Origin of the sequence: Sodalis sp. RH19, from assembly GCF_047324215.1 — a bacterium.
Classification (GTDB): Bacteria; Pseudomonadota; Gammaproteobacteria; order Enterobacterales; family Enterobacteriaceae; genus Acerihabitans.
Window position 1 is genome coordinate 5,271,420 of the sequence record NZ_CP178734.1, and the last position, 21,954, is coordinate 5,293,373.

The 21,954-nt window shown below is 58.5% G+C and carries 20 protein-coding genes, 1 other RNA gene and 1 pseudogene; 8 read left to right on the forward strand and 14 right to left on the reverse strand.

The genetic code is table 11. The features are described from left to right. Positions 1–491 precede the first annotated feature (491 nt). From ACL2XF_RS23800 to mtgA, 4 genes are all read left to right on the forward strand, one after another. Positions 492–1,418, forward strand: a complete 927-nt coding sequence (locus tag ACL2XF_RS23800; RefSeq protein ID WP_410013375.1) for a TIGR01212 family radical SAM protein — start codon at positions 492–494, stop codon at positions 1,416–1,418. Between the two features lie 81 nt (positions 1,419–1,499). After that, complete coding sequence (gene arcB / locus ACL2XF_RS23805) at positions 1,500–3,833, forward strand: aerobic respiration two-component sensor histidine kinase ArcB (protein WP_410013376.1); 2,334 nt, start codon at positions 1,500–1,502, stop codon at positions 3,831–3,833. A gap of 229 nt (positions 3,834–4,062) precedes the next feature. After that, the gene (gene elbB / locus ACL2XF_RS23810) at positions 4,063–4,716 is read left to right on the forward strand and encodes an isoprenoid biosynthesis glyoxalase ElbB (RefSeq protein ID WP_410013377.1); all 654 of its coding nucleotides are present in this window, start codon (positions 4,063–4,065) and stop codon (positions 4,714–4,716) included. Beyond that, on the forward strand, positions 4,713–5,441 hold the full coding sequence (mtgA, locus tag ACL2XF_RS23815) for a monofunctional biosynthetic peptidoglycan transglycosylase (RefSeq protein ID WP_410013378.1): 729 nt from the start codon (positions 4,713–4,715) through the stop codon (positions 5,439–5,441). The genes elbB and mtgA overlap by 4 nt, the downstream gene beginning before the upstream one ends. A gap of 41 nt (positions 5,442–5,482) precedes the next feature. On the opposite strand, the gene dolP is transcribed toward mtgA, so the two are convergent. Genes dolP through ACL2XF_RS23835 form a run of 4 tightly spaced genes read right to left on the reverse strand, consistent with a single transcriptional unit; the run spans position 5,483 to position 9,073 of the window. Then, entirely contained in the window at positions 5,483–6,058 is a 576-nt protein-coding gene (dolP, locus tag ACL2XF_RS23820) for a division/outer membrane stress-associated lipid-binding lipoprotein (protein WP_413721520.1), read from the reverse strand. 9 nt (positions 6,059–6,067) lie between these two features. Next, positions 6,068–6,658: a DnaA initiator-associating protein DiaA gene (diaA, locus tag ACL2XF_RS23825; RefSeq protein WP_410013380.1), complete on the reverse strand. Its 591-nt coding sequence runs from the start codon at positions 6,656–6,658 to the stop codon at positions 6,068–6,070. A 37-nt stretch (positions 6,659–6,695) separates the two neighbouring features. Beyond that, on the reverse strand, positions 6,696–7,091 hold the full coding sequence (locus ACL2XF_RS23830) for a YraN family protein (RefSeq protein WP_410013381.1): 396 nt from the start codon (positions 7,089–7,091) through the stop codon (positions 6,696–6,698). Further along, positions 7,049–9,073: a penicillin-binding protein activator gene (locus ACL2XF_RS23835; protein ID WP_413727620.1), complete on the reverse strand. Its 2,025-nt coding sequence runs from the start codon at positions 9,071–9,073 to the stop codon at positions 7,049–7,051. Before ACL2XF_RS23835 ends, ACL2XF_RS23830 begins: the two co-directional genes overlap by 43 nt. Positions 9,074–9,135: 62 nt before the next feature. On the opposite strand from ACL2XF_RS23835, the gene rsmI reads away from it, so the two are divergent. After that, positions 9,136–10,005: a 16S rRNA (cytidine(1402)-2'-O)-methyltransferase gene (rsmI, locus tag ACL2XF_RS23840; RefSeq protein ID WP_413721517.1), complete on the forward strand. Its 870-nt coding sequence runs from the start codon at positions 9,136–9,138 to the stop codon at positions 10,003–10,005. A gap of 25 nt (positions 10,006–10,030) precedes the next feature. Further along, an RNA gene (rnpB, locus tag ACL2XF_RS23845) (RNase P RNA component class A) lies at positions 10,031–10,407 on the forward strand. A gap of 65 nt (positions 10,408–10,472) precedes the next feature. On the opposite strand, the gene ACL2XF_RS23850 is transcribed toward rnpB, so the two are convergent. Next, on the reverse strand, positions 10,473–11,201 hold the full coding sequence (locus tag ACL2XF_RS23850; protein WP_410013384.1) for a pirin family protein: 729 nt from the start codon (positions 11,199–11,201) through the stop codon (positions 10,473–10,475). 196 nt (positions 11,202–11,397) lie between these two features. Between ACL2XF_RS23850 and ACL2XF_RS23855 the strand changes: the two genes are divergently transcribed. Then, positions 11,398–12,288, forward strand: a complete 891-nt coding sequence (locus ACL2XF_RS23855) for a LysR family transcriptional regulator (RefSeq protein ID WP_410013385.1) — start codon at positions 11,398–11,400, stop codon at positions 12,286–12,288. 44 nt (positions 12,289–12,332) lie between these two features. On the opposite strand, the gene ACL2XF_RS23860 is transcribed toward ACL2XF_RS23855, so the two are convergent. From ACL2XF_RS23860 to ACL2XF_RS23900, 9 genes and pseudogenes are all read right to left on the reverse strand, one after another. Next, on the reverse strand, positions 12,333–13,334 hold the full coding sequence (locus ACL2XF_RS23860) for a glutathione S-transferase family protein (protein ID WP_413727621.1): 1,002 nt from the start codon (positions 13,332–13,334) through the stop codon (positions 12,333–12,335). A 933-nt stretch (positions 13,335–14,267) separates the two neighbouring features. Further along, complete coding sequence (locus ACL2XF_RS23865; RefSeq protein ID WP_410013387.1) at positions 14,268–14,660, reverse strand: DoxX family protein; 393 nt, start codon at positions 14,658–14,660, stop codon at positions 14,268–14,270. 228 nt (positions 14,661–14,888) lie between these two features. Then, positions 14,889–15,173, reverse strand: coding sequence for a YqjK-like family protein (locus tag ACL2XF_RS23870; RefSeq protein WP_410013388.1), 285 nt, complete (start codon positions 15,171–15,173; stop codon positions 14,889–14,891). 74 nt (positions 15,174–15,247) lie between these two features. Further along, positions 15,248–15,631, reverse strand: a pseudogene (locus tag ACL2XF_RS23875) (phage holin family protein); the annotation flags it as partial. Between the two features lie 4 nt (positions 15,632–15,635). Next, positions 15,636–15,941 (reverse strand): DUF883 family protein, encoded by a 306-nt coding sequence (locus ACL2XF_RS23880; RefSeq protein WP_162366294.1) that lies wholly within the window; start codon positions 15,939–15,941, stop codon positions 15,636–15,638. 153 nt (positions 15,942–16,094) lie between these two features. Further along, positions 16,095–16,484 carry an EnvZ/OmpR regulon moderator MzrA gene (gene mzrA, locus ACL2XF_RS23885; protein ID WP_413727622.1) on the reverse strand — a complete coding sequence of 130 codons (390 nt, stop codon included), beginning with the start codon at positions 16,482–16,484 and terminating at the stop codon, positions 16,095–16,097. Beyond that, positions 16,481–17,161 (reverse strand): DedA family protein, encoded by a 681-nt coding sequence (locus tag ACL2XF_RS23890; RefSeq protein ID WP_410013390.1) that lies wholly within the window; start codon positions 17,159–17,161, stop codon positions 16,481–16,483. Before ACL2XF_RS23890 ends, mzrA begins: the two co-directional genes overlap by 4 nt. Positions 17,162–17,572: 411 nt before the next feature. Continuing rightward, complete coding sequence (gene exuR / locus ACL2XF_RS23895) at positions 17,573–18,349, reverse strand: transcriptional regulator ExuR (RefSeq protein WP_410013392.1); 777 nt, start codon at positions 18,347–18,349, stop codon at positions 17,573–17,575. A 272-nt stretch (positions 18,350–18,621) separates the two neighbouring features. Next, positions 18,622–19,920, reverse strand: a complete 1,299-nt coding sequence (locus ACL2XF_RS23900) for an MFS transporter (RefSeq protein WP_331120011.1) — start codon at positions 19,918–19,920, stop codon at positions 18,622–18,624. A gap of 555 nt (positions 19,921–20,475) precedes the next feature. Here ACL2XF_RS23900 and uxaC point away from each other — a divergent pair. After that, complete coding sequence (gene uxaC, locus ACL2XF_RS23905) at positions 20,476–21,885, forward strand: glucuronate isomerase (RefSeq protein WP_410013393.1); 1,410 nt, start codon at positions 20,476–20,478, stop codon at positions 21,883–21,885. Positions 21,886–21,954 lie beyond the last annotated feature (69 nt).

Genomic DNA, 21,954 nt, shown 5'->3' on the forward strand with positions numbered 1-21,954 from the left:
AGTCGTTAACCCGTCCAGAATTCTTCCAGCGGCCTTCCAAATTAACGATAAACACCACGCAGGTCAAATCCCGCTAGAAAGGGGCTTAAATCGCCTGAAAACACTATTAACCAGTTGATAATAATCTAATTAAAGCCGGTTTGACCGTCGTCTGGGCGGCGGGAGCGGCCGGCGCCGATATGCGCTGTCTCACTGTAGTGCAGCGCTAGTATCTCTGCACCATGCTAGTGCTAGGTCCCATAACAGCAGGATCTGCTGGCTAGCGTGTTTTCTGGCGTGTATGGCTCTGTTTTGTCGCGATAGTGACATTATGAATGATTCGCCGGGAGAAAATAAGAAATTTTAATCGATGAGAATTGATTTTATTCTCACCTTCTTTGCATAAATATGCGATGCGGCCGGCGACGGCGATGGGTATTGATCGATATCATCACGGCCGGCGGGCAAACCGGCTAGTCTGGACGACCTCAACCGGCCGGGATAACCAGAATATGCAGTTGCTCCAGGTAGTCAATATGTTTGGCGGCGATCTTCTGCGCCGCTACGGCCAGAAAGTGTATAAACTCTCGCTGCACGGGGGGTTTAGCTGTCCCAACCGCGACGGCACCCTCGGGCGCGGGGGCTGCACGTTTTGCAATGTCGCCTCTTTTGCCGACGAACAAAGCCAGTTCCGCAGCGTCGGCGAGCAGGTAGCCGGCCAGGCGCGCAACGCCGACCGGGCCAAACGCTACCTGGCCTATTTTCAGGCCTATACCAGTACTTATGCAGAAGTGAGGGTTTTAGACCGTCTCTACCGCGAGGCGCTCGCGCAGGCCGATATCGTCGGCATCTGCGTCGGCACCCGTCCGGATTGCGCGCCGCCCGAGGTATTGGACTTGCTGGCCGGCTACCAGCGCCAGGGGTATGAGGTCTGGCTGGAACTGGGGCTGCAAAGCGCGCAGGATAAAACCCTGCGCCGTATCAACCGCGGTCATGATTTTGCCTGTTATCGCCATACCGTGGCGGCGGCGCGGGCGCGGGGCCTGCGCGTGTGCACGCACCTGATTGTCGGCTTGCCGGGCGAGGGGGCGGCGGAATGCCTGTCCACCCTCGATCGGGTGTTGGCGGCGGGCGTCGACGGCCTGAAGCTGCATCCGCTGCTGCTGGTCGAGGGCAGCGTGATGGCCAGGGCCTGGCGGGCGGGGCGTCTTGCCGCGCTAAGCCTGGAGGACTATACCGCCATTGCCGGCGAGATGATCCGCCATACCCCCGCGCAGGTTATTTTCCACCGTATTAGCGCCAGCGCCCGTCCGCCGACCCTGCTTGCACCTTTGTGGTGCGCCAATCACTGGAACGGGATGAATGCGCTGTACAATGACCTCAAAGCGCGGGGCGGCCAGGGCAGCGCCCTGGGCATGCCGTTCTTGCCCGGGGCCTGACCGCCTTCTCCCCCCGCGACGTCACCTACGGTATCGTTTTTTACGGTATGATTGACGGCATCGTCACCCAAGGAAACCGCTATGAAGCAAATCCGCCTGCTGGCGCAATATTACGTCGACCTGATGGTCAAGTTGGGGCTGGTCCGTTTTTCGCTGCTGCTGGCGTCGGCGCTGGTGGTGCTGGCCATGATTGTGCAGATGGCCGTGACCATGCTGCTGCGCGGCGAGGTTGAAAGCATCGACGTGGTGCGCTCGATCTTTTTCGGCCTGCTGATCACGCCCTGGGCGGTGTATTTTCTCTCGGTGGTGGTTGAGCAACTGGAGGAATCCCGCCAGCGGCTGGCGCGGCTGGTGGATAAACTGGAGGAAATGCGCAACCGCGACCTGCAGCTCAACCAGCAGTTGCAGGACAATATCGCGCATTTGAACCAGGAGATTGCCGATCGCGAGAAGGCGGAGGACGCCCGCCAGCGCGCCATGGATAAACTGACCGAGGAAATGGCCCGGCGCGAACAGGCGCAAATCGAGCTGGAACAGCAGTCGTCGCTGCTGCGCTCTTTCCTGGACGCCTCGCCCGACCTGGTGTACTACCGCAATGAAAACAAGGAATTTTCCGGCTGCAACCGCGCGACGGAACTGTTGGTGGGGAAAAGCGAGAAGCAGCTGGTAGGCTTGACCCCACGCGATGTGTATGCGCCGGATATCGCGGAAAAAGTGATCGAAACCGATGAGAAGGTGTTCCGCCATAATGTCTCGCTGACCTACGAGCAGTGGCTGGTCTATCCCGACGGACGCAAGGCCTGTTTTGAACTGCGCAAGGTGCCTTTTTACGACCGGGTGGGCAAACGACACGGCCTGATGGGTTTCGGCCGCGATATAACCGAGCGTAAGCGCTACCAGGACGCGCTGGAGAACGCCAGCAGGGAGAAGACCACCTTTATCTCAACGATCAGCCACGAGCTGCGTACGCCGCTTAACGGCATCGTCGGCTTAAGCCGCATCCTGCTCGATACCCAATTGGATCAGGAGCAGCTCAATTACCTGAAGACCATTCACGTCAGCGCCATCACCCTCGGCAATATCTTCAACGATATTATCGAAATGGATAAACTGGAGCGGCGCAAGGTGCAGTTGGATAACCAGCCGATGGATTTCAACGCCTTCCTGACCGATTTGGAGAACCTGTCCGGCCTTTTGGTGCAGCCCAAGGGGCTGACGCTGGTGATGCAGCCCTGCGCGCCGCTGCCGGCCGCCATTCTTGCCGACGGCACCCGCCTGCGCCAGATCCTGTGGAATCTGATTGGCAACGCGGTGAAATTTACCCGCAGCGGTGAAATTATTATTCGCGTCCGGCGCGAAAAAGACGATCTGCTGTGCTTTGACGTGGAGGATTCCGGTATCGGCATTCCCGAGGACGAGCAGGACAAGATTTTCGCCATGTATTACCAGGTCAAGGATCAGAACGGCGGCAAGCCCGCCACCGGCACCGGCATCGGCCTTGCGGTGTCAAAACGCCTGGCGCAGGCCATGGGCGGCGATATCCAGGTAAAAAGCCAGCCGGGCAAAGGCTCGTGTTTCAGCTTGTCCATCACGGCGCCGGAAGTGCGGCCTGAGCCGAAGGACGACGAAGATGACCTGCCGCTGCCGGCGCTCAACGTGCTGCTGGTGGAGGACATTGAGCTGAATGTGGTGGTGGCGCGTTCGGTGCTGGAAAAACTGGGCAGCAGCGTGGATGTGGCGATGACCGGCCGCGACGCGCTGGAGATGTTTGATCCCGATGAATATGACCTGGTGCTGCTGGATATCCAGTTGCCGGATATGACCGGGCTGGATATCTCCCGCGAGCTGCGCCGGCGCTACGCCGGGCGGGATTTGCCGCCGCTGATCGCCCTGACCGCCAACGTACTGAAAAACAAACAGGAGTACCTCGATGCCGGCATGGATGATGTGCTGAGCAAGCCGCTGGCGGTATCGGCCCTGACCGAGGTCATCCAGCGCTTCTGGGATCATCCCGGCGATCGGCCCGCCGACGCGGAGGATGCCGCCGGAGCGCCGGCGGCGCAGGCCATACTGGACACCGCGATGCTGGAGCAGTATCTGGACCTGGTGGGACCGTCCCTGATATACCAGGGCCTGGAGATGTTCGAGAAGATGATGCCGGGGTATATGACTCTGCTGTCGACCAATATGACCGCGCGCGATCGGCACGGCATCGCCGAGGAAGGCCATAAGATCAAAGGCGCCGCCGGCTCCATCGGCCTGCTGCACCTGCAGCAGCTGGCCCAGCAGATCCAATCGCCGGAACTGCCGGCCTGGTGGGATAACGTGCAGGAGTGGGTGGACGAACTGGGGCAGGAGTGGCGTAACGATGTGCAGACGCTGCGGGAGTGGGTACGTAAGGCTGAAAAAAAATGACCCCGACCTAGGCCGGGGTGCGCGAAGATTGCGCCAACACCAGGGAAACTGTTACCCGCCCATTCTCAGGTGTTGTTGGTTGGCGGGGTGGTAAAATTCGTTAAGCGTTAATTATCAACATAGCAAAAGAACGCTGTAATGTTACAAGAACCATTAAAATTTGGGATGTAGAATAGACTTTGTCAATAGAAATAATATTTTCACCGGCCTGATGGAAGCGAGGATATTTATGAAACGCGTTGGCGTCGTTTTAAGCGGATGTGGCGTGAATGACGGTAGTGAAATTCACGAAGCGGTACTGACGTTACTGGCCCTGGACCGCGCCGGGGCGCAGGCGGTGTGTTTTGCGCCGGATAAACTCCAGGCCCATGTTATTAATCATTTTTCCGGCGAAGAAATGACCGAAAAACGCAATGTCCTGGTTGAATCCGCGCGTATCGCGCGCGGCCAGATACGTCCGTTGGCGGAGGCGCGCGCCGATGAGCTGGACGCGCTGATCGTGCCGGGTGGATTCGGCGCCGTGCTGAACCTGAGCGATATCGCCGGCAAAGGGAACGAGGGCGACGTGGATGCCGATTTGCGTCGTCTGACGCAGGAAATACATAAACAACGTAAAGCAATCGGTTTTATTTGCATCGCCCCGGCGCTGTTGCCGAAACTGATTGATACGCCGCTGCGGTTAACCATCGGCACGGATAACGATACCGCGGAAATGATCGAAGACATGGGGGGCATCCATGTGGTGTGCCCGGTGGATGATATTGTGGTCGATGCCGACAATAAAGTGATCACCACGCCCGGCTATATGCTGGCCACCTCCATCACCGAGGCGGCGAAGGGCATCGATAAACTGGTGGCGCGGGTACTGGAATTCACCGCATGAGGATCGCAGGCGGCCGGTTTTCCGCATGGCGCGCGGCGAAATGGCTGCTGGCGGGGTGCGCTGCGCTTGTCGGCGCGTGGCTGGCGGCGGTGGTGCTGTTTGCTTTTCTGCCGGTGCCCTTTTCGGCGGTGATGATGGAACGGCAACTGGGCGCCTGGCTGCACGGCGATTTTGCCTATGTCGCCCATTCCGACTGGGTCGGCATGAGCGATATTTCGCCGAACATGGCGCTGGCGGTGATTGCGGCCGAGGACCAGAAGTTCGCCCGGCATTGGGGATTTGATATCGACGCCATCCAGGCGGCCGCGGCGCATAATGAACGCAGCCAGCGGATGCGCGGCGCGTCCACCATTTCCCAGCAGACGGCGAAGAACCTGCTGTTATGGAACGGACGCAGCTGGACGCGCAAGGGGCTGGAAGCCGGTATTACCCTGGCCATGGAAGGACTCTGGACCAAACGGCGTATTCTGACGGTATATCTGAATATCGCCGAATTTGGCGAGGGGACCTTTGGCGTGGAAGCGGCGGCGCAGCGTTTTTTCCACAAGCCCGCCAGCCGGTTGACCGCCGCGGAAGCGGCGTTGCTGGCGGCGGTATTGCCGAATCCGCTGCTTTTTCGCGCCAATGCCCCGTCGCGTTATGTGCAGATGCGCCAGCAATGGATCATGCGCCAGATGCGCCAGATGGGGGGAGAGGACTACCTGAGGGAAAATCGCCTGCGCTGAGCGCCAGGGGAAAGGGCGGGCGGGAGAACCCGCCCCGCTATTTATTTGATATAGGTAAACGCGGTGGTGACGTGCTTGACGCCGCTGACCTGGCTGGCGGTTTGCGCCGCCGCCTTACCCTCTTCATTGGTCACCAGTCCCAGCAAAAAGACTTCGCCATTCTCGGTGGTCACTTTGACATTGGATGATTTCACCGCATCGCTGGCCAGCAGCTGCGAGCGGATCTTGGTGGTGATCCAGGTATCCATCGAGGCGCGTCCCAGGCTGACCGGCTGCCCCAGGCGAATTTCGTTATACACTTCCGTGGCGCCGTCCACGCCTACCACGATTTGTTTGGCCCGATTGGCCAGTTCCGCCGTGGGCGCCTGGCCGGTCAACAACACCTTGCCCTGATAGGCGGTGGCCACAATACGCGCTTCTTTCTTGATCTGCGCGTCTTTGGCCAGGGCGTTGCCGACGCGGGCTTCCAGCGTGCCGTCATCGACCTGGGTGCCTACCGTGCGGGGATCGGTGGCGGTTTTCGTTGCCACCGCCGCGCTGCCGACGACTACCGCACCGACACATCCCTGCAGCAACAGGGCGGTGAACAGCAGTACAAAGGGGAAACGAACCTTCATTTGAGCTCCTTAATCGTCCTGGTGAGGAAACAATGAATTGTCAATAAGATCGCACAGGCAATTAACCGTCAGCATATGCATCTCCTGTATGCGCGCGCTGCGGTGTGAAGGAATACGGATTTCAACGTCCTGCTGCCCGAGCAGGCCGGCCAGTTCGCCACCGTCGTAACCCGTCAGGGCGATAATGGTCATATCGCGCGTTACCGCCGCCTCCACCGCCTTCACAATATCACGGCTATTGCCCCGGGTGGAAATGGCGAGCAGGATATCGCCGGCCTGGCCGAGCGCCCGCACCTGCTTGGCATAGATTTCCTGATGCAGGCGGTCGTTGGCGATAGCGGTCAGCACTACGCTGTCGGCGTTTAACGCCACGGCCGGCAGGCTGGGACGCTCGGTTTCATAACGGTTGATCATGCTGGCGGCGAAATGCTGCGCGTTGGCGGCGGATGTCCCGTTGCCGCAGCACAGGATTTTATTGCCGGTGAGCAGCGCTTGCACCAAGGCCGTGGCGGCGCGGGAGATGGCGTCGGGCAAGGCTTCCGCCGCCGCGATTTGGGTTTGGATACTTTCTGTAAAACAACCTTTGATTCTTTCCAGCACGGTAGTTAAGCCTAATCTGTGATAAATGAAGTAGCGGTTATCCCGCTGCGCCGAAGGCGTTTACCAGCCATTCTACGCGGCAACCGGTAATGGCCAGGACATCGAAACGGCAAGAGGATGTTTCCAGGCTTTCGCCCCGGCGCGCCAGCCAGACCGCCGCCGCCAGCAATAACCGGCGCTGCTTGCGGAGGGTGACGCTTTCAGCGGCGCTGCCGAACGCGTTATTACGGCGATAACGCACTTCGACGAATACCCAGGCGCGGGATTCCCGCATGATTAAATCGATTTCGCCGCCGCGCACCCGCATATTGGCGGCGACGAAGCGCATGCCAGCGCTTTCCAGATACCGGCGCGCCAGATATTCCGCCCGCGCGCCGGACCGCTGCCGGGTTAGAGTGCCTGTACCAGTTTTCCCTGTTGGTATTTCAGCCAAGATAGCTTCCTGTTGATGACACAATCCGGTGTCGCCGAGAGCTGGCCGGTTTCGCCCGCCACCTGGAAGCCTGGGATCTGGCGCATTTCGGAGAAATGGTTAACCAGCGTCCAGGCGTCCATGCCCATGGCGTACAGCCTCACCAGTGAATAATCTTCCTTGAACTGCGCGCTGGTCTGTTGCAGCAGTCCGGGATTGGCGCCCGCCAGCAGCGGGATATCGCTGAATTCCAGCCCTTCCATTTCCAGGCGGTAATCCGGGCCGGCCTCGGCCTGGTAGCTGCGCGAACTGGCATACAGGCCCAGGCGCGAGCGCGAGCTGGTGCGCATGTCGATCATGGGCTTGATCAGCGCCAGCTCGGACGGCGTGGCGATAATATACACCGCGTCGACGCCGCCGCCGGCGGAAGGCGAGATCGCCGCATCGCTTGGCGGCGCCGGGATGGTCAGACCGGCAATGGTCACCGACTGCGGTTCCGACGGCGCCGCGGTGGCTACCGGCTGGCCGGAAAGCTGGATGCCGGCGCCGCTGTTGATGGCCTGTTTCAGCTCGCCGACGGAACCGATACGCTGCTCAAGCACGGTGCCGCCGCCGGCTTTGGTCCAGGCCTCGGCAAAGGCCTTGACGACGCGATCGCCCAGCGACCCGCGCGGCACCAGCAATAACGGCTGTTGCCGGTGCTGCTGGAAGATATGGTTGGCGGCGTCGCGGGCTTCATCTTCCGGCGAGAGGGAGAAATAGCAGATATTCGCCCGGTTCTGCAGATGCTCGGGCTGGTTGAGGGCCAGGATATTCATCGTGCTCTGGCTGCTGTAGAGTTGTTCCACCTCATTTTTCAGCAGCGGCCCGACAATGAGGGTGGCGCCTTCCTGCTGCGCCTGCGCCAGCAGCGCCGGCAGCGGCTGGCTGGAAGTATCATAGACCTTCACTTGCGCATTGCTTGCCGGTCCGGCGGCAACGGGCGCGGCCGCCGGCTGCGGCGCGGCGGTAACGGCGGTGGCGGCGTCGGCGGGCGCCGTGGCGTCGGCCGGCGCGGTGACCGCCGGCGGGGTTTGGCCCGCGGAGGCATCGGTGGGCGGCACCGGGGCGGCGGCCGTATTCAGGCCGTTTTTCGCGGCGTTGAATCCCTGCTGGATGGCATTGGAAAACACCTGGGCCTGGCCGTTCATCGGCAGGAACAGGGCGATTTGCCCGACCGACGAGGGCTGGTAGTTCAGGACCTGGTTGAGCTGGGTCGGCAGGGTCTTGGCCGCCGGGTTCTGCGGATAACGGGTCTGCCAATCCTTGATGCCGGCTTTCAGCAGGGCGGGATCCTGTTTATTGTCCTGGTAGACATGCTGCAGATCCAGCCAGCCCTGGAGAACATTTTCATTGGCGTTAATCACCAGGCTTGCCTGCGGCTGGGCTGAAAAGGCCAGCAGGGCTTGCCAGGTCTGGTCGATATTTTGCTGATGCGCCGCCGGGTCGGCCAACAGCGGCTCCTGGGCAATATAGGCGCGCAGCAAATCCAGCGACGGCTGTTGGCCGGCGCCCGCGGCAATACGCACCTGCAGGAAGCGCGCCTGTTGCTCCTGGGAAAGCTGGCCGGGGTCGAGTTTTTGCAGCGCGGCTGCTGCGTCCTGCGGCCGTTTTTGCGCGACGGCAAGCTCGGCGGACAGCAAAAGCTGCTCGCGCTGTTGGACATCGGTCATCGCTTGGGGTAGCGTGCCGAGCAACTGCTGCGCCCGATCGGTCTTGCCTTCGCCGATCAAGGCGTGAATGGCGAGTAATTGAAAGTCGGTCTTGCTATTATCATTGCCCGCCTGCTGCATTTGCTGCAGGTAATAATCGGCGTTGGCGCCGGCATTGGCGCCGGGCTTGGCCTGGCCGCCGCCGGCAGGGGCCTGCGGCGCCTGGCTGGAACACGCGGCGAGGATCAGCGCAGCCAGCACGACGGGTAGAACACGCCCTGTTTTAAAACCCATGACATATGAGTAAAGCATTCTGTATCCAGTGATGTTTTTTTCAAGATGCTCAATATTAAATCGGCAATCCGGATGAGACAATGAATCAACACCAACAAGCAGATATTTCCGCATCAACGCTTTATGTGGTACCGACTCCCATTGGTAATCTGGAAGACATCACCCAGCGGGCGCTGTCGACACTCCAGCGGGTCGACTTGATTGCTGCTGAAGATACCCGTCATACCGGCCTATTGTTACAACATTTTGCCATAAATGCGCGCCTGTTCGCGTTACATGATCATAACGAACAGCAAAAAGCGGATGTTTTGCTGGCAAAGCTGCAGGAAGGACTGAGTATCGCACTTGTCTGCGACGCTGGCACGCCGTTGATCAACGATCCGGGCTATCATTTGGTACGCCGCTGCCGCGAGGCGGGTATCCGGGTGGTGCCGCTGCCGGGTCCCTGTGCGGCCATTACCGCGCTGTCCGCCGCCGGCCTGCCTTCCGATCGCTTCTGCTACGAGGGTTTCCTGCCGGCGAAGCGCAAAGGCCGCCAGGATACGCTGCTGGCCCTGGAACAGGAACCGCGCACCCTTATCTTCTACGAATCCACCCATCGGCTGCTGGAGAGCCTGCAGGATATGGTCACCGTATGGGGGCCGGCGCGCTACGTGGTGCTGGCGCGCGAGCTGACCAAGACATGGGAAAGCATCTACGGCGCGCCGGTGGGCGAACTCCTGGCCTGGGTCGGCGAGGATGAGCATCGCGCGCGCGGCGAAATGGTGCTGATCGTCGAAGGTTTCCAGGTCAAGGACGACGCCCTGCCGCCGGAGGCGCTGCGTACGCTCGGCCTGCTGCAAAAGGAGCTGCCGCTGAATAAAGCCGCCGCCCTGGCCGCCGAAATCCACGGCGTGAAAAAAAATGCCCTTTATCGTTATGCCCTGGACCAGCTTGGGGATGACAATTGATCGAAAAGCTTTTATACTCCGCGCCGGAGTTGACCAGACAATCGCCGCTTGACCGACCTTCCTTCGGGAAGCAACGTCATGGGGAGGAAAGTCCGGGCTCCATAGGGCAGGGTGCCAGGTAACGCCTGGGGGGTGCAAACCCACGACAAGTGCAACAGAGAGCAAACCGCCGATGGCCCGCGCAAGCGGGATCAGGTAAGGGTGAAAGGGTGCGGTAAGAGCGCACCGCGCGGCTGGCAACAGTTTGCGGCATGGTAAACTCCACCCGGAGCAAGGCCAAATAGGGGTTCACAAGGTACGGCCCGTACTGAACCCGGGTAGGCTGCTTGAGCCAGCGCGCGAGCGCTGGCCTAGATGAATGATTGTCCTCGACAGAACCCGGCTTACCGGTCAACTCTATTATCGCGTTAGCCCCATGCTTATTTATGGCATGGGGTTTTTTTTTGCCCGGCAACCCCCCTTCGCGTTTATTCCGCCAGGTCGATCAATAACGCCCGCAGCGGCGTTTGCGCCTGTAGCCGGACGCGGCGCTCATTGTGGATAAAAGCGCCGTCGCCGCAGGTCAGCAAGGTGGGATTGGCGGTGTCCTCGCGGTGAGCGGGGCTATCTGTCGCCGGGTTATCGATGTGAATCGTGCCATGCACCGATTGCAGGTAAGCGCGCGATCCCCTTAATTCCAAGGTCAGGCTTTGGCCCGCCGCCAGTTCCACGTGATGTATCCAGGCCTGTTGACGCAATTGGAGGCTGCCGCCTTCGCCATCCGGCGAGGCCAGCAGCAAATGGGGCTGGTCGGGTATCGCCAGGCGCTGGACCGCGGCGTTTTCCCGCGTCGGGCAGGCGTCCATCCACAGTTGCAGCCGGGTCAGCGGCGTCGAACCGGTGTTTTGTTCGCTATAGGTGACGCCGTTGCGTGCCGACAGCAGCAGGGCGTCGCCGGTGGCGGCCTGGATATGGCGGCCCTCGCTGTCGCGGTATTCCGCCTGTCCCTGAAGGATCAGGTTAAGAATATCCACTTGCGGATAGGCGCGCGGCTGAAAGGCGGCGCCGACCGCCAGCACCTCCTGGTTCAGCACGCGCAGGGAAGCGTAGCCGAGCATCTTGGGATCGAAAAAATGGCCGAAGGAAAAGGTGTAACGCGCCTGGAGCCAGCCGTAGTCGGCATGGCCGCATTGTTTTGCCGTTCTGAATGTAATCATGGCTCTGTCTGCTTATTTTCTATGGACAAGCTGCCCATTTTTTATGTGTAGGGTCGGATGGCGTGTTTATTATCCGCCTGGCGGCATAGGGACGGCGGCGCCAAAACTTTACTCTATAAATAGTAAGGGTATGGACGGCGGATTGTTAGCAAGTTAATCTGGTCAGTATATTCAAATTTCCTGAATGAGACCGGGCATGGCTAGAGAACGGGCGTTAACGCTGGAAGCATTACGGGTGATGGATGCCATCGACCGGCGCGGCAGTTTTGCCGCGGCGGCGGATGAACTGGGCCGGGTACCTTCGGCGCTAAGCTATACCATGCAAAAACTGGAAGAAGAGCTGGATGTGGTGCTGTTCGACCGTTCGGGGCATCGCACCAAGTTTACCAACGTCGGGCGCATGCTGCTGGAGCGCGGGCGGGTACTGCTGGAAGCGGCGGATAAGCTGACCACCGACGCCGAGGCGCTGGCGCGCGGCTGGGAAACCCATTTAACCGTGGTGACGGAAGCCCTGGTGCCGAGCGAGAAGCTGTTCCCCTTAATCGAGAAGCTGGCGCGCAAGGCCAATACCCAGGTGTCGATTATTACCGAAGTGCTGGCCGGTGCCTGGGAACGGCTGGAGCAGGGCCGGGCTGATATCGTTATCGCGCCGGATATGCATTTTCGCACCTCGTCGGAAATCAACAGCCGCAAATTGTATAAAATCCTCAACGTGTACGTGGCCAGCCCGGATCATCCCATTCACCAGGAGCCGGAGCCGCTGTCGGAGTTGACGCGGGTAAAATACCGCGGCATCGCCATTGCCGATACCGCCCGCGAACGTCCGGTGCTGACCGTGCAGCTGTTGGATAAGCAGCAACGCCTGACGGTAAGCTCCATGCACGATAAGCGCCGGGCGCTGCTGGCCGGGCTGGGCGTGGCCACCATGCCCTATCCGCTGGTGGCGGAGGACATTGCCGCCGGACGCCTGCGGGTCGTGGGCCCCGAGTACAGTATGGAGAACGATATCATTATGGCCTGGCGCCGCGACAGCATGGGCGAGGCCAAATCCTGGTTCCTGCGCGAAATCCCGAAATTATTCGCCTGAGATCCGGCCGCTGTTAACCTGACGCCGCCGCATCCCGGCGCCGGTCAGTCCTCGTCCGCCGGGCCGAAACGATCGTCGCGGCCGTGCGGTTCGTCCAGATCCTGCCGCGGTCCGATGGAAATGATACCGTGGGGATTGAGCGTGGCGTGGCTGCGGTAGTAGTGGTTGCGGATATGGGCGAAATCCACCGTGTCGCTGATGCCCGGCATTTGGTAGATATCGCGCAGGAAGCCCGAGAGGTTGAGATAATCGCCGATCCGGCGGCGATCGCATTTGAAATGGGTGACATAGACCGGATCAAAACGGATCAGGGTGGTCCAGAGGCGCAGGTCCGCTTCGGTCAGCCGGTCGCCGGTGAGGTAGCGATGGCGGCCCAGTATCGCCTCGAGCCGATCCAGCGCGGCGAATACGCCTTCCACCGCTTCATCATAGGCTTGCTGGGACGTGGCGAAGCCCGCTTTATAGACGCCGTTGTTGACCTGGTCGTAAACCCAGCCGTTAATCTCATCGATTTGCGCGCGCAGTTCACGGGGATAATAGTCGCCGGCGCGGGCGCCGACGCCGTCGAAGGCGCTGTTGAACATGCGGATGATATCCGCCGATTCATTGCTGACGAGGGTTTTTCCCGCGGTATCCCATAGGACCGGTACCGTGGTGCGCCCGCTGTAGCGGGGGTCTGCCTCGAGATAGAGCTGGTATAGGTAATCCTTGTGGTAAAGCGGGTCGCCGGTGGCGCCGGGGAAATCTGTGCCGAAGGTCCAGCCGTTTTCCAGCATCAGGGGGTGGACCACGGACACCGGGATCAGGTTCTCCAGGCCTTTGAGTTTGCGCATCAGGAGTGTGCGGTGCGCCCAGGGGCAAGCCAGCGAGACATAGAGGTGGTAGCGGTGGTTCGCCGCGGCGAATCCGCCGCGGCCGGTGGGGCCGGGCGCGCCGTCAGGGGTGATCCAGTTGCGGAACTGCGCCGCCGAGCGTTCGAAGCGTCCGCCGGTGGATTTGGTGTCGTACCAGCTGTTTTGCCATTGGCCCTCTACGAGCAGTCCCATATGCGAGTTCCTTATAGTCAGTGGATAATTGCGGCCGGTGCCAGCGGGCCTGCGGTGTGATGGAACACTCCCCCTTTAACACGGCTTATGTGAGCTCGATGATCGCGGGCCTACCATGCCATGGGGCGCTCGGTCGGACGGGAAAACCACGCCCGATTCGACCCCATTGGCACGCTCTCCCTTTAACACGTCTGCGTTGAATTCGGCGTTGGCGGGCATAGCGCACCATGGGGCGCTCGGTCGGGCGGGAAAACCACGCCCGATTCAACCCCATTGGCACGCTCTCCCTTTAACACGTCTGCGTTGAGCTCGGCGTTGGCGGGCATAGCGCACCATGGGGCGCTCGGTCGGGCGGGAAAACCACGCCCGATTCAACCCCATTGGCACGCTCTCCCTTTAACACGTCTGCGTTGAGTTAGGCGTTGGCGGGCATAGCGCACCATGGGGCGCTCGGTCGGGCGGGAAAACCACGCCCGATTCGACCCCATTGGCACGCTCTCCCTTTAACACGCCTGCGTTGAGTTCGGCGTTGGCGGGCATAGCGCACCATGGGGCGCTCGGTCGGGCGGAAAAACCACGCCCGATTCGACCCCATTGGCACGCTCTCCCTTTAACACGCCTGCGTTGAGTTAGGCGTTGGCGGGCATAGCGCACCATGGGGCGCTCGGTCGGGCGGGAAAACCACGCCCGATTCGACCCCATTGGCACGCTCTCCCTTTAACACGCCTGCGTTGAGTTAGGCGTTGGCGGGCATAGCGCACCATGGGGCGCTCGGTCGGGCGGGAAAACCACGCCCGATTCGACCCCATTGGCACGCTCTCCCTTTAACACGACTTATGTGAGCTCGATGATCGGGTGCCTACCATGCCATGGGGCGTTTTCCCTTGAACACTGCTTGTGTTAAGTGTAGTCAGCTTTGCCTTCTGCGGCCTGTTACCACTTTTTGTTAAGCAGGCGATCGATGCTGAAATAACCGGCGCCCAGCACCGCCAGCAGTAAGTAGCCGCCGGAGATGGAGAGGTTCTTCATAAAGTTGATCTGGTTGCCAGCCTGGGAGAAATCGCTATGGAAAATAAAGGCGGTCAGCAGGACAAAGACCACGGTGATCAACGCAACCGTGCGGGTGAGGAAACCGAACAGGATGGCGAGGCCGCCGCCGAATTCCAGCAAGATGGTCAGGGGCAGCATAAAGCCGGGCACGCCCATGGCTTCCATATATTGCTGCGTAGCGGCGTAGCCGCCTATTTTGCCGAAGCCGGAAACGATAAACAGGATCGGCAACAGGATCCGGGCAACCAGGATGGCGCTATCATCTAATTTTTTCATCTTCTTCCCATCTTATTTTAAAGGACGGCCTTCAAAACGAAAGCCAGATTACAGCAGGTTTTAAAGCAGGTTAGGCGGCTTAATGGACCCGTTGCGTTTGATGAGGGAGATGTTATCCGTAAGAAAGATTGGGTGATAGCGATTAAAACTGTCGGTTATTATCAAAAAAATTGAGTAAGGGGCGGGGCGGTGGAGATTCCTGCGGGCTTTCGCCCGCGGGAGAGCGTATTAACGTGATTGAAGCGTGGTGCGAATCAGTTTAAGCGTACCGACAATGCCGAGCGCGCGTTTTGTCCAGCGGATAAAACGGCTGGGATGGCGGATATTGTACAGCGCCAGTATGCTGGAACCGGCTATCAGATACTTGCGCAGGCTCAATACCGTGTTCCAGCCGCGGTCGTAGCGGGCGGTGGCAAAATACCAGGCGCGTTTTTCCGCCCCCAGATCCAGCCGCTGCTGGTGTATGGTGCGCAGGAGTTGGGTTTTGGTCATTTTAGGCTGATGGTCGCTCATCTGTCCTCCCTGGCTCTTTCCCTTTCCTTTTCGCGCTTGCGGGCTTTCTCTTCTTCCTGAATTTCGTCCTGGACCTTTTCCAATATATTCCGGTCAACCTGCAGTTCTTCGCGCGTGGAACCCAGCAGGGTGGAACGCTTAGCCTTGCCCAACGTCCAGATGGCGCCAATAATCGCCAGCGCGAACAGCACCGCGGTGGTAGTGGCTATCGCCGTCAGGCGGTATTGCGGATCGATGGCCCAGATCAGCAGCACCAGCAGGCTCATCAAGCCAAAAGCGGCCAGTAACAACGTAATACCGGCCATCATCAGCATTTGGATAATATTGGATTTTTCTTGTTCCAGCTCTACCACTGCCAAACGCAGGCGGGTCTCCACCATACTGACAATAATGGTAATAATACGCTGGCCTATGGTGAAAATGCCCTTGCCAGGGCCCTGGCTTTGCTGTTCAATCATTTTATCAACGCCGCATAATTAACGCACCAAGGACAAACCCGACTACGGCGCTGATGCCGATACCCGTCCAGGGGTTGTCATGTACATATTCATCGGCCTTTTCCGCAACCACTTTGGTCTGTTCGGCCAGGCGCTCGCCGCCATCGCCGAGACGGGTCCGGGTTTCCTTGAGCGCGCTTTCCGCCTTGCTGCGCAACTTGTCAAATTCAGCCTTGGGTTTCTGAGAGGAGCCACGCAGCACTTCTTCCAGCGTATCCGCCAATGACTTTAATTCGGCGCGTAAATGTTCAGAGGTCGTATCTTTAACCATCTTTTTTACTCCTTCGACGTTTACGAATCAGTGTTAGCCCGTATTAATCCATCATTACTACCTAGGCGTCTAATATTTAGCGCTTGTTGTAAGCGTAGCCCCGGATTTGGCAAACCGCAAAAAACTTATAGCAATTTCTTAGGGTTAATAGGGTTAGCCTACCCGGGCATTGCCGGTATGCAGATAGGGAAGCCAGTGCCATCGGGGATAGTGCCGGCTGCGTGAAACCGAATAATTTTCCGGCAGCAGATCTTCCAGGGCGCGCTGCGCCGCCAGCGCCTGTTCGGGCGTATCGAGCAGGATAATCAGGCTGTCCCTGGCGGGAGTGATGCTTTTGATCCTGATGCCGCGCTCGTCAAGGCGCTGGTAGATATAAAAACCGTCGGGCAGGGAACCGCGTTCGCTGGCAAGGGTAATCTCCAGCGCCGTCTCTTTGGTCATCAGCGCCGGCAGCAGCAATATCAAGACCAGCAGCGAGGCTGTCGCCACCAATACCGCTCGCCATGACATCCACCCGCGCCGCCATTTTACGTTCACATTCACTTTCTTAACCTTTTTACGGCGTCCGTGGCGCGTTTTTTACGCCACAATATCAGCAGCGAGCCGACCAGTCCCATCACCAGGAAGATCAGCGGCAGTAACATCAATCCCAGCATGAGCTCATCTTCGTAATGCTTGAACAGGGCGGTTTTGCCAAGCAGGAAACCGACGGTGGTCAGGATAAATACCCAGATAAACGCGCTCAGCCAGTTAAACAGCTGGAAGCGGGTATCGCTCAGTCCGGCCAGGCCGGCGATGGTCGGCAGCAGGGTGCGGACAAAGGCGACAAAACGACCGATAAGCAGCGCCGAAAGCCCGTGCCGGTAAAACAAAGAATGCGAGCGCTGGTGATATTGCGCCGGCAAATGGGACAGCCAGCTTTGCACCATGCGCGTATTGCCCAGCCATTTACCCTGTATATAACTGATCCACGATCCCAGGCTGGCGGCCGCCGTCAGTATCAGCAGGGTCAGGGGAAAATTCATGGTGCCTTTGGCTATCAGCACGCCCACCAGGATCAGCAGGCTGTCCCCGGGCAGGAAAGCCGCGGGCAACAAGCCGTTCTCCAGAAATAAAATGACAAACAATATCAAATAGAGGGTCCAGACCAATGTAGGGTCGGCAAGTGTTTCAAAATCCTGTCGCCAGAGGGCATGTACCAGGGATTTTAGTATATCCATTCAGCATTCCTAACTTGAAACAGCAGCTTACAACCTGGTTAAAATGTAAAAAAAGCCATCTCACTGTAACAAAATCAGACATCGTGAGACAGGGAAATATAACCGACAATCGTCCCGCCGCGAGGATATATTGCAATAAAAACGCCTGGCAAAGGCTTCTTTTACATGGGCTGACAGAAAAACGACACTTGCTGACGTGGTCCGGCCGCCGGGCGCAAGCGCTTGGCAAGACTAAAAAAAACAGGAGGTTGAAAACGCGCACATCCGCCTGGGACGGGGTAAGAAGAGTCAAGCATGGCGCGCCATTGGCCTGAAATGAACGAACGCCCCCGGCGTGGCGCCAGGGCGCCTACACGGATGCGGGCCCTCAGTGGCGCGCCGCGGCCTGATCATCACATGCAACGCGAGGGTTTATTTGGTGCCGTTGGCCAGGCTATCAAGGTGTACGACCGGATTTTCGGTAAACATGTAACGGTCGACGTTAAATTCGAAATCATCGGTGGTGGCGTGGAACAGCATTTGCTTGGTGTTTTCCAGATGTTGCCACATCGCCAGTTTGGCCGCGTAGGGGTCTTTGCGGATCAAGGCCTTGAGGATATGATCGTGATCTTCGCACCAGCTTTCGATGGATTTATCATCGATATGTTCATGCAGCTTGCGCCAGTACGGGTTGTGCAGCCGTTGGCTCCACATCTGCTCGACAATGGTGGCCATGGCGGTGTTCTGCGTCGCCAGGGCGACCTGGACATGGAATTTCAGATCCCATTTTGAATCGCGGAAACGATCTTCCAGGCGGGCATTTTCCTGGATATCCATTAATAACACGATATCCTGGCGGGTAACCTGCGTGGCGGCGAATTCGGCGATATTGCTCTCGATCAGCTGGCGCGCCTGCAGGAGTTCAAACGGACCTGCGGTGGTGAACTGAAACTCGCCGCTGGGCAGCAGCAGGTTTTTTTGCTGACTGGAGATGACGTGGATGCCGGAACCTTTGCGCACTTCAACATAGCCTTCCACTTCCAGCATGATGATGGCTTCACGCACCACGGTGCGGCTGACATTCATCTCTTCCGCGATATAGCGCTCCGCCGGCAGTTTTTCACCCACGGGATAGACGCCGGTCTCGATGCGTTGTTTCAGCTCGGCGGCCAGCTGTTGATATAATCGTCGGGTTTCGGTGAATTCCATGATACAGGCTCTTAAATGTTGGGTAACGTTTTAGTCGGTGCCGCGCCATCACTGCGCAACGCGTCAAAAGTTGCTCGTTTAGAACTCACATCGATGACATATTTGTTATACCACTTATTAAATGAAGCGCCTAGATGGACATATCCCATTACACCTACTTTTCCGCCCCGGAATAAAAATCCCCGGCAATGCGTCATGCATGTGCCGGGGATTTCAGGGACGTGCTATTGGTCGCCGCGTCGCGCGGAAAACAGCGCGCGTTGCGGCGTCATTTAGCTATGGGCCGGTTTGAGCGGCTCTTGCCCGGGCAGCAGTTCCACCACCGGACGGTTTTGCAGTATGGTCCATACCGCCAGCACGGCCAGTAAGTCAAATACCGACAGTACCGCGAACAGCGGGCTGAAGCCCAAGGTGTCCGCCAGGGCGCCTACGACCAGGGCGAACATGGTGCTTGCCGTCCAGGCCGCCATGCCGGTAAGGCCGTTGGCGGTGGCGACTTCGTTACGGCCGAAGACGTCGGAGGAGAGCGTAATCAGTGCGCCGGACAGGGACTGATGGGCAAAACCGCCGATGCACAGCAGGCCGATGGCAACGTAAGGACTGGTAAACAGACCGATAAGGCCAGGGCCAATCATCAGGAAACCGCCGAGGGTCACGACCAGTTTACGTGAAACGATCAGGTTAACGCCGAAGATGCGCTGGAAGAACGGAGGCATATAGCCGCCGAGGATACAGCCGAGATCCGCAAACAGCATCGGCATCCAGGCGAACAGGGCGATTTCTTTCAGGTTGAACCCGTAAGCCTTGAACATGAACAGCGGGATCCAGGCGTTAAAGGTACCCCAGGCCGGTTCAGCCAGGAAACGCGGGATGGCGATGCCCCAGAACTGACGGTTGCGGATAATCTGCCAGGCGGACAACTTCTTGGCGTTGTTTACCTGATGCTGTGCTTCCTGGCCGCCCAGAATATATTCGCGCTCTTCGTCGCTCAGTTTCTTCTGGTTTTTCGGGTGCTTATACAGTACCAGCCAGGCGATGGCCCAGGCCAGGCTCAGCGCGCCGACGATAACGAACGCCAGTTCCCAGCTGTGAACCACAATCGCCCAGACGACCAGCGGCGGTGCGAGCATCGCCCCGATTGACGAGCCGACGTTGAAGTAACCCACGGCGATAGAACGTTCTTTCGCCGGGAACCATTCGCTGCTGGCCTTCAGGCCGGCGGGGATCATAGCCGCTTCAGCCATGCCGACGGCGCCACGGGCAATCGCCAGTCCGCCCCAGCTGCTGGCCAGCGCGGTCGCCATACACATCAGCGCCCAAACGATGGCGAATACGGCGTAACCGACTTTTGTGCCCAGCAAATCCAGTACATAACCGGCTACCGGCTGCATGAGCGTATAACATGCAGAGTAGGCGGCAATAATATAGGAATATTGCTGTGTGGTGATATGCAGCTGGTCCTGGAGGGTAGGAGCTGCCACCGCAATGGCGTTACGCGTCAGGTAACCCAGCACCGTACCAACGGTGACCAGGGCGATCATATACCAGCGTAACCCTTTTATTTTACGCATTACCACTTCTCCCAATGAGTATGAGCCGTCATCACCACTACCCAGATATCATGGGGACGACGGGTATAGAGCCAGCCGGAGAGCGCGCTCTCCGGGTATTGTTATATTCTGTCGGCCTGTTATCCGGTCTAACGACCCGCGCCTTGCCAACGCCTGCCGCTTTAACCCGATACCGCTTACCGCTGTTTGGACTGCCGGCAAATCGCCGCCGGAAATCCGCATCGCCCTGGCCCGTCAGATGAATTCATGACCCTGAGTGCAGTCATCTAAACAAAATGATTGAGTCCAGACTCAATGTGGCGCTACGATAACTTGTCATACAGATTTAAAAGTTGAGTGACATCACAAAAACCATTTTTATTTTAAGGGATAATAAATCGTCCCGTTAGCCGGGCGTAAGCCCTGTAGCTGACCTATATATGTTGAGTTTTTGTTGAATTTGGCAGGAAATGGTATATCAGCACCGGCAGGATCTGCATTTTCCTGCTAAATTGGTATAACACCTTTCAACATTTAAGAAACATAACTCAAAGAAATGAAGGTGAGGAGCCTGAAATGTCCCAGTTTTTGACTGAAGATTTTTTGTTGGATAGCGAATTCGCTCGCCGTTTGTATCATGATTACGCCGTGGACCAGCCGATTTATGACTTCCATTGCCATTTGCCGCCGGTACAGATTGCGGAAGATTACCGTTTCAAGAATTTGTACGATATCTGGCTGAAAGGCGATCACTATAAATGGCGCGCCATGCGCACCAACGGCGTGGCCGAGCGTTTTTGCACCGGCGACGCCGGGGACTATGAAAAATTCGAAGCCTGGGCCAAGACGGTTCCCCATACCATCGGCAATCCGCTGTTCCATTGGACCCACCTGGAACTGCGCCGTCCGTTCGGCATCACCGATAAACTGCTGAGCCCCGCCACCGCGCGGGAAATCTGGGATCGCGGCAACGAAATGCTGGCCCAGGACAATTTCTCCGCCCGCGGCATCATGAAACAGATGAACGTGAAGCTGGCCGGCACCACCGATGATCCGGTGGATTCCCTGGTTCACCACAAGGCGGTGGCCGAAGACGCCAGCTTCAATATCAAAGTGCTGCCGAGCTGGCGCCCGGATAAAGCCTTTAATATAGAAGCGGAAGGCTTTAACGATTATATGAAGCTGCTGGAAGCCGCTGCCGACACCGCCATCACCAGCTTCAGCACCCTGACCGACGCGCTGAAAAAACGTCTGGACCATTTTGCCGCCCATGGCTGTAAGGTCTCCGACCATGCGCTGGACGTGGTGGTTTACGGCGAAGCGGACGAAAACACCCTGAACGGCATCCTGGCCCGCCGTCTGGACGGCAAGCTGCCCTCCAAGGACGAAATCGCCCAGTTCCGCACCGCGGTACTGATATTCCTGGGCAGTGAATACACCCGCCGCGGCTGGACCCAGCAATACCATATCGGCGCGCTGCGCAACAATAATACCCGCATGCTGAAACAGCTCGGCCCGGATACCGGCTTCGACTCCATCAATGACCAGCCGGTCGCCATGGCGCTGTCCCGCCTGCTGGATGCGCAGGCCCGTAACAACGCCCTGCCGAAAACCATCCTGTATTGCCTGAACCCGTCGGATAACGAAATTATCGGCACCATGATCGGCAACTTCCAGGGTGAAGGCATGCCAGGCAAAATGCAGTTCGGCCCGGGCTGGTGGTTTAACGACCAGAAAGACGGTATGGAACGCCAGATGCTGCAGTTGGCCAACCTGGGTCTGCTGAGCCGCTTTGTCGGCATGCAGACCGATAGCCGCAGCTTCCTGTCCTATACCCGCCACGAGTATTTCCGCCGCATCCTGTGCCGCATGCTGGGCCACTGGGTGGAAGCGGGCGAAGCGCCGGCGGATATCAACCTGCTGGGCGAAATGGTGAAAAATATCTGCTTTGATAACGCGAAAAACTACTTCGCCATTGAGCTTTGATTCTGGGGGCGGGCCTTAGGCTCGCCCGGTTAAAACGCTATTTTTTATTATCCGCAGCCGGGTAATTTT

Coding starts and splice junctions, on each gene's coding strand:
- ACL2XF_RS23850 (WP_410013384.1), bottom strand. CDS start 11,201: ATGATTACATTCAGAACGGCAAAACAATGCGGCCATGCCGACTACGGC.
- elbB (WP_410013377.1), top strand. CDS start 4,063: ATGAAACGCGTTGGCGTCGTTTTAAGCGGATGTGGCGTGAATGACGGT.
- ACL2XF_RS23870 (WP_410013388.1), bottom strand. CDS start 15,173: ATGAGCGACCATCAGCCTAAAATGACCAAAACCCAACTCCTGCGCACC.
- mtgA (WP_410013378.1), top strand. CDS start 4,713: ATGAGGATCGCAGGCGGCCGGTTTTCCGCATGGCGCGCGGCGAAATGG.
- dolP (WP_413721520.1), bottom strand. CDS start 6,058: ATGAAGGTTCGTTTCCCCTTTGTACTGCTGTTCACCGCCCTGTTGCTG.
- ACL2XF_RS23880 (WP_162366294.1), bottom strand. CDS start 15,941: ATGGTTAAAGATACGACCTCTGAACATTTACGCGCCGAATTAAAGTCA.
- ACL2XF_RS23800 (WP_410013375.1), top strand. CDS start 492: ATGCAGTTGCTCCAGGTAGTCAATATGTTTGGCGGCGATCTTCTGCGC.
- uxaC (WP_410013393.1), top strand. CDS start 20,476: ATGTCCCAGTTTTTGACTGAAGATTTTTTGTTGGATAGCGAATTCGCT.
- ACL2XF_RS23855 (WP_410013385.1), top strand. CDS start 11,398: ATGGCTAGAGAACGGGCGTTAACGCTGGAAGCATTACGGGTGATGGAT.
- rsmI (WP_413721517.1), top strand. CDS start 9,136: ATGAATCAACACCAACAAGCAGATATTTCCGCATCAACGCTTTATGTG.
- ACL2XF_RS23900 (WP_331120011.1), bottom strand. CDS start 19,920: ATGCGTAAAATAAAAGGGTTACGCTGGTATATGATCGCCCTGGTCACC.
- exuR (WP_410013392.1), bottom strand. CDS start 18,349: ATGGAATTCACCGAAACCCGACGATTATATCAACAGCTGGCCGCCGAG.
- ACL2XF_RS23860 (WP_413727621.1), bottom strand. CDS start 13,334: ATGGGACTGCTCGTAGAGGGCCAATGGCAAAACAGCTGGTACGACACC.
- ACL2XF_RS23835 (WP_413727620.1), bottom strand. CDS start 9,073: ATGCTTTACTCATATGTCATGGGTTTTAAAACAGGGCGTGTTCTACCC.
- arcB (WP_410013376.1), top strand. CDS start 1,500: ATGAAGCAAATCCGCCTGCTGGCGCAATATTACGTCGACCTGATGGTC.
- ACL2XF_RS23890 (WP_410013390.1), bottom strand. CDS start 17,161: ATGGATATACTAAAATCCCTGGTACATGCCCTCTGGCGACAGGATTTT.
- ACL2XF_RS23865 (WP_410013387.1), bottom strand. CDS start 14,660: ATGAAAAAATTAGATGATAGCGCCATCCTGGTTGCCCGGATCCTGTTG.